The sequence below is a fragment of the Daejeonella sp. genome (genome assembly GCF_044348475.1).
Taxonomy (GTDB): domain Bacteria; phylum Bacteroidota; class Bacteroidia; order Sphingobacteriales; family Sphingobacteriaceae; genus Daejeonella.
In genome coordinates this window covers 1-6,699 of sequence record NZ_JBIKSU010000087.1, presented here as the reverse complement: position 1 = coordinate 6,699, position 6,699 = coordinate 1, and the positions used below count along the sequence as shown (strand labels likewise).

The window sequence follows — 6,699 nt, the reverse complement described above, 5'->3', positions numbered from 1 at the left end:
CGACCAAAATCCTTTACCAAGACATACAGTACCTCTAGCCAAACAATACGGAAGAGAACTGGCAGCAGCTGTTGATCGTGTTTTGGAAGAAGATATGCGTAAACTACCTTCAAATTTAATCACAAGTTATTCAGAACTAGACTTACCACTTGCAAGTAGCCCGACAGAGGCAGAATTAACTAAAATTGTCAATAATACTGGTGGTGTTGCTTATCAAAAGCGGTGGGCTCAGCGATTTCTAAATAAAATTAAGGCTGGAGAAAAATTAATAACATCTTATCCTTATCCGGTACAAGTATGGTCAATCGGAAATTTACCATTAGTGAGCTTGGGTGGTGAACTTTTGGTTGAATATGGTATAAAAATCAAACAAATGCTGGGTGAAGATACTTTTGTGTATGGCTATTCAAACGATGTGATGTCTTATGTACCATCATCAACAGTATTGAAAGAAGGAGGATATGAAGGTGAAGCGGCACATACGGTGTATGGTTTGCCTTCAAAATGGCAGGTAGGAGTTGAGAGCCGGATTTTAAATGAGGTATTTAAACTCGCTGATAAAAATGGTCAAATTAAAAAATCTAATTAGTTGATGTTTTAAAATTATCAGAATGTTCAGCTTTGTTCAGCGTGAAAATTAGTTATTTGTTTATAGGTTTTTAATAAAATTTAATAATATATATTTACGTGTACGTTAACGCTATAGTTAAATGATTAAATTTCTAGTACTAGTTTCTTTGATTGGTATTACTTTTTGTGTTCATGCAGATGTTGTGCCGAATGATCTGCCAAATAAACCAAAAGGGGTATGGTATAGTATTTTTGATGGGAAATCTCTCAATGGATGGCATCTTTTTAATAATACTGGCGAAATTAAAACCTGGAAAGTTGAAGATGGTTCTTTGGTATGTCTTGGAGGCAAAGGACCAAGCGGATCAGGCGATATATTTACGGATCAATCTTTTGCTGATTTTGAATTAAGGTGGGAGTGGAAAGTGAATAAGGGAAGTAATAGTGGCATATTTTATCAGGTAATTGAAGATCCTAAATACAAAAGAGCAATTGAGACTGCTCCAGAATACCAGATTATTGATGATATTAATTATCCTGCAAAGCTTGAAGATTCACAGAAAACTGGCGCTAATTATGGGATGTATTCTCCTGCTCAAAGCAAACAGTTAAAACCTATCGGAGAGTGGAATACCAGCAGAATAGTTTTTAAGAAGGGGAAAGTAGAACATTGGCTGAATGAGATCAGAATAGTTAATTTTAAAGCCTGGAATAAAGATTGGACCAAAAGAAAAACAGAAGGAAAATGGAAAGATTATCCTGATTATGGAATGTCAAAAGTAGGCCGTATCGGATTACAGGATCATGGAAACAAAGCCTATTTTAAAAATATAGAAATTCGTGAATTATAACATCAAAATAATGTACCAGATAAAAAACTCCTTTCTTAAAACTTCTATTCTTATTTTTAATTTAACTATTCTTTTATTTTCATTCAATAGTTGTCAGAATATACCTCATGAAATGAAAAAGAATGATCAAAAGGTACGTATTATAACACTTGACCCTGGGCATTTTCATGCTGCTTTATTACAAAAGTCGATGTATGCGGATATAGATTCTGTGGTTCATGTATATGCACCTGATGGCTCTGAACTTGAAAATCATCTAAAACTGGTTGATAGTTATAATGCTCGCGCAGAAAATCCGACCACTTGGAAACATGAGATTTATAAAGGTCCTGATTACCTAGATAAGATGTTCAGTGAAAAGGCTGGTAATGTGGTCATCCTATCTGGGAATAATAAAAGTAAGAGCTCATATATCAGCAGATCAATTGATTCTGGCTTAAATGTACTTGCAGATAAACCTTTGGCTATAGATCAGAAAGGTTTTAATTCTCTTGAAAAAGCATTTACAGTTTCTAAAGATAAAAAAGTGCTTTTATACGATATCATGACCGAACGTTTCAATATTTATTATGTACTTCAACGTGCGCTAAGTCAGGATACTTTATTTTTTGGTCAATTAGAAAAAGGTACACCTGACAATCCTGCGGTTATGCAAGAAAGTGTGCACCATTTTTATAAGAATGTTTCTGGTAAACCCTTAGTAAGACCGGCATGGTTCTTTGATATTGAACAGGAGGGTCGCGGCCTTGTAGATATTACCACCCATATGGTAGATCTGATTCAGTGGACATCTTTTCCTGATGTTGCACTTGATTACAAAACTGATATTAAAATGATCTCTGCAAAAGAATGGTCAACTTCACTTAGTTTGGAACAATTTAAAAGGTCAACGCTCAAAGATAATTATCCTGAATATTTGTCAAAATATGTAAAGAACGGCACCCTGAATGTAATGTCTAATGGTGAAATGAATTATACATTAAAGAATGTTCATGCTAGGGTTGGAATTAAATGGAATTTTGAGGCTCCAGAAGGAACAGGAGATACTCACTTTGCCAAGATGCGTGGAACCAAAGCTAATATACTGATCAAGCAAGGTAAAGAACAAAATTATAAACCTGTAGTTTATCTTGAAATTTCAAAGTCATCTTCAGTAAATGACCTTCAAGCGGCAATTGCCCGTTTGCAAATTAAATTTCCAGGTGTATCGATTGTTAAAGCTGGAAATTTATGGGAATTACTTATTCCTGAGCAGTATAAAGTTCCGCATGAAGAACATTTTGCTGAAGTTGTAAAAAACTATCTTGGGTATTTAAAAATTGGTGAACTTCCCGCATGGGAGATTCCCAATATGCTCGCAAAATATTATACGACCACCCAGGCTGCGGCTATGGCAAAAAGCAAATAAGAAAATAATTAATAAATTTTAATATTAAAATCCTAAAATGACTGAATTAGAAGCATTAGAACAAGAATTATTAAAACCATCAGAAGCTTTGATTTCTGATATAAGTAAAATTGAAGGTGATATAATTCTTTTAGGTGTGGGTGGTAAAATGGGCCCCAGCATGGCAAAATTAGCTAGAAAGGCAATTGTTCGCGCTGGGATTGATAAACGCATCATTGGAATATCCAGATTTTCTGAAGCTGGAACGCGCGAAGAACTTGAAGCAGATGGAATTGAAACAATTTCTGCAGATCTGCTTAATGAGAAAGATCTAGCCGCTTGTCCTGAGGCAAAAAATATCATTTATTTGGCAGGCACCAAATTTGGAACTACTGGTAAAGAACCTTTTACCTGGGCAATGAATTCATACCTTCCTGGCCGTGTTGCTGAGCGTTATAAAAATTCACGAATTGTAGCATTCTCTACTGGAAATATTTATCCTTTTACTCCAATAAACTCTGGTGGATTATCTGAAGAGCATCTTCCTGCTCCTGTTGGAGAATATGGGCAGTCATGCTTGGGTAGAGAACGTATTTTTCAATATTTCTCAGAAAGGTATTCTATTCCAACACTCATCTACAGACTTAATTATGCAATCGACCTTCGCTATGGAGTAATGCTCGAAATTGCCAAATCTGTAAATGAGGGAAGATCCATAGACCTTACAACAGGTAATGTAAATGTGATCTGGCAAGGAGATGCCAATGAAATTGCCATCCGTTCATTATTACATTGCGATGTTCCAGCAAATATTTTAAACGTGACAGGCCCAGAAACTTTATCTTTAAAATGGTTGGCAGAACAATTTGGAATGTTGCTTGGAAAAGAACCAATTTTTGAAAACGAAGTTCAGCCTACTGCTTTATTAAGTAATGCATCAAAAGCACACAAACTTTTTGGATATCCTAGGGTAACTGTTCGCGATATGATCGAGATGACCGTAGCATGGCTTCATGCTGGTGGAAAGACTATTAATAAGCCAACACATTTTCAGGAAAGAAAAGGCCAGTTTTAGATTAAAAGATTTTTTTTAGATTATAAATATGTCAGCAAAAACATTAGATCCTACACTAAAAAGTGTATTGCATAATGGTACCGTTATTCCTGCAATTCCACTGGCTCTTAATTCATTACGCAAGTTTGATGAGCCTAGGCAGCGGCAGCTTGCACGGTATTATCTGGCAACAGGTGCCGGAGGGCTTGCTGTTGCAGTTCATTCCACACAATTTGAGATCAGAGACCCTAAAATTAATTTATTTGAGACTGTTTTAAAAGTTGTATCAGATGAACTAGATTCTGCAAATCACGATTGCAGGCCTTTTATTAAGGTTTCTGGACTTTGTGGACCTACTGCTCAGGCAGTGAGTGAAGCTGAAATTGCATTGAAATATGGGTATGATTTAGGTTTGCTTAGTATGGGTGGACTACAGAGCTGGACTGAAAAGGATATTCTTCAGCGTGTTCGGGATGTTGCTGCAGTGATGCCTATCATTGGTTTTTATCTTCAACCATCTGTTGGCGGACGAATTTTTACATATGATTTCTGGCAGGAATTTGCCGAGATCAAAAATATAGAAGCAATAAAAGTTGCAGCATTTAACCGATATCAAACATTGGATGTAGTTAGAGCAGTTTGTACATCTTCTAGATGTAATGAAATAGATCTTTATACTGGCAATGATGATAATATCATTCCTGATCTATTGACCAAATACAGCTTTGATATTAAAGGTAAGAAAGTAGAAAAGGAATTTGTGGGAGGTTTGCTTGGACATTGGGCGGTATGGACAAAAAGTGCAGTAGAATTACTGAATGAAGTAAAGCAATGTAAAGCTAATAACAATACAGGTATTGCTGAATTACTCACTAAAGGAATTGAAGTAACTGATATGAACGCTGCCATCTTTGATTCGGCAAATAGTTTCCATGGCTGTATTCCTGGTATTCATGAAGTGTTAAGAAGACAAGGATTGCTTGAAGGACGTTGGTGCTTGAATCCAAATGAAGAACTTTCTGCAGGACAAATGGAAGAAATTGATCGGGTTTGTGCGGCCTACCCACATTTAATTGACGATGAATTTGTGAAGCAATTGCTGCTTTCAGAATTTTAAGTATAGACCTTTAATGGCTTTAGGGTCAACCCATGATGGACAGAAGAAAATTTGTAAAAGGAGCTGGTCTTTTAACTGCATTAAGTGCATTTGATTCACCCTTAGTGAATGCCAGTTCATTATTTGGTAAAAAAAAGATAAGAATTGTTAATTCTGCTTGTGTCTATGAGCGTGAAAAACTTATCCGTCCATTTGGGTTTAAAGGTGGTTATTTAACTGAACTTTGGCAGACAGCATCAAATATGACTACTGCTTCAGGTATTTCAAAAACAGGAATAGCTACTCAAAGTGTTCTTTATGGCGATGCTGACCTGTTTTCCTTGCATTCAGAATCCAAAGGCAATTCAATGATGCATGCTCTTACCACTAAGGCTCTAGATCTAGTCAAACAAACATCTTTTTATACTCCTGTTGATCTTTTGGATAAAATATTGCCAGAAGTAATTTTGGAAGGCAAAAGGATTACAGGAAAATCTGATCTAAATATCAATTTTGTTTATAATGCTCTAGTGAGTGTTGATAATGCAGCCTGGTTAGTTTATGCTGCTGAAAATAACTACAATAGCTTTGAGAAGATGATTCCTGGGCCATTTAAAGAAGCTCTCTCACATCGAAATGATAAAATTGCTATTATGTATCAAATTCCATATGGGATGCCGATGCAAGATCTCTTAGAGGCAGCTAAAAAAGGATATTTTGTATTTAAAGTCAAAACTGGATCACCTGGAACCCAGTCTGAAATGTTAAAAGCTGATATGGAAAGGCTTAGTTTAATACATCATACACTAAAAGATCTTCGTACCAATCATACTATTAACGGTAAACTGATCTATACAATGGATGCTAATGCCCGATATGAGAAAAAGGAAAGCCTCCTTAAATACTTGGATCATGCTAAAAAGATAGGTGCTTTTGAACAAATATTACTCATTGAAGAACCATTAAATGAATCTAATCAAGAAAATGTTTCTGATGTGGGTGTTCTTATTGCCGCTGATGAGAGCATTCATGACGAAGAATCTGCACTCAATAGGTTAGATCTTGGCTATAATGTTCTGGTATTGAAAGGAATTGCTAAAACCTTGAGTTTATCTGTTAAAATTGCGAAGCTCGCTGCAGAAAGAAATATTCCTTGCCTTTGCGCCGATTTAACAGTAAACCCAATACTTATTGATTGGCATAAAAATTTAGCTGGGCATTTGGCTCCTTTCCCTGGTATTAATATGGGTTTAATGGAAACCAATGGCGATATGAACTATGTAAATTGGAATAATATGCTTGGCTATCATCCTGGAGCACATGCTCCATGGATGAAAGCAAAAAATGGAGTTTTTGAACTTATTCCCGATTTTTATCAAAGAAGTGGTGGAATTTTTGAATCTTCAGAGCATTATGAAAATATGTTTTAATTGCAATTATCAGTCAAGATTTTGAAGATGAAGCCTTACAAGAAAATAATAGTGTTGACTTTACTTATATTTTCAGTTAAGCAGCTTTTTGCCAATCAGATTACAGACACAGTAACCATTGTAAAAATAAATGTACTGGTTGGGCTGCAATTTGATCAAGTAAGGTTCCATGTAAAACCAGGTCAAAAGGTAAAGCTAATCTTCAGTAATAGTGATGATATGAGTCATAATCTCTTAATCACTAAACCTGGATCTCGACTAGAAATTGTTAATGAAGCGCTTCAATTAGGAGAGAAGGGGCCATCGATGGA

Annotated in this window: 5 protein-coding genes and 2 pseudogenes; all 7 read left to right on the top strand. The window is 35.7% G+C overall.

Annotated features, from left to right (window positions below; genetic code table 11):
• A pseudogene (locus tag ACIQZ6_RS11045) lies at positions 1–589 on the top strand (hypothetical protein); the annotation flags it as partial.
• Between the two features lie 121 nt (positions 590–710).
• On the top strand, positions 711–1,421 hold the full coding sequence (locus tag ACIQZ6_RS11040) for a DUF1080 domain-containing protein (protein ID WP_395811058.1): 711 nt from the start codon (positions 711–713) through the stop codon (positions 1,419–1,421).
• Positions 1,422–1,431: 10 nt separating this feature from the next.
• Positions 1,432–2,829 carry a putative oxidoreductase C-terminal domain-containing protein gene (locus ACIQZ6_RS11035; RefSeq protein WP_395811056.1) on the top strand — a complete coding sequence of 466 codons (1,398 nt, stop codon included), beginning with the start codon at positions 1,432–1,434 and terminating at the stop codon, positions 2,827–2,829.
• Between the two features lie 37 nt (positions 2,830–2,866).
• The gene (locus tag ACIQZ6_RS11030; RefSeq protein ID WP_395811054.1) at positions 2,867–3,883 is read left to right on the top strand and encodes an NAD-dependent epimerase/dehydratase family protein; all 1,017 of its coding nucleotides are present in this window, start codon (positions 2,867–2,869) and stop codon (positions 3,881–3,883) included.
• 28 nt (positions 3,884–3,911) lie between these two features.
• Positions 3,912–4,979 (top strand): dihydrodipicolinate synthase family protein, encoded by a 1,068-nt coding sequence (locus tag ACIQZ6_RS11025; protein WP_395811052.1) that lies wholly within the window; start codon positions 3,912–3,914, stop codon positions 4,977–4,979.
• 32 nt (positions 4,980–5,011) lie between these two features.
• The gene (locus tag ACIQZ6_RS11020; RefSeq protein ID WP_395811050.1) at positions 5,012–6,388 is read left to right on the top strand and encodes an L-alanine-DL-glutamate epimerase; all 1,377 of its coding nucleotides are present in this window, start codon (positions 5,012–5,014) and stop codon (positions 6,386–6,388) included.
• A 54-nt stretch (positions 6,389–6,442) separates the two neighbouring features.
• Positions 6,443–6,699, top strand: a pseudogene (locus ACIQZ6_RS11015) (hypothetical protein); the annotation flags it as partial.

What these genes read in the sequence shown, in the direction of transcription:
- ACIQZ6_RS11040 (WP_395811058.1), top strand. Translation starts at nt 711, where the DNA reads ATGATTAAATTTCTAGTACTAGTTTCTTTGATTGGTATTACTTTTTGT.
- ACIQZ6_RS11035 (WP_395811056.1), top strand. Translation starts at nt 1,432, where the DNA reads ATGTACCAGATAAAAAACTCCTTTCTTAAAACTTCTATTCTTATTTTT.
- ACIQZ6_RS11030 (WP_395811054.1), top strand. Translation starts at nt 2,867, where the DNA reads ATGACTGAATTAGAAGCATTAGAACAAGAATTATTAAAACCATCAGAA.
- ACIQZ6_RS11025 (WP_395811052.1), top strand. Translation starts at nt 3,912, where the DNA reads ATGTCAGCAAAAACATTAGATCCTACACTAAAAAGTGTATTGCATAAT.
- ACIQZ6_RS11020 (WP_395811050.1), top strand. Translation starts at nt 5,012, where the DNA reads ATGATGGACAGAAGAAAATTTGTAAAAGGAGCTGGTCTTTTAACTGCA.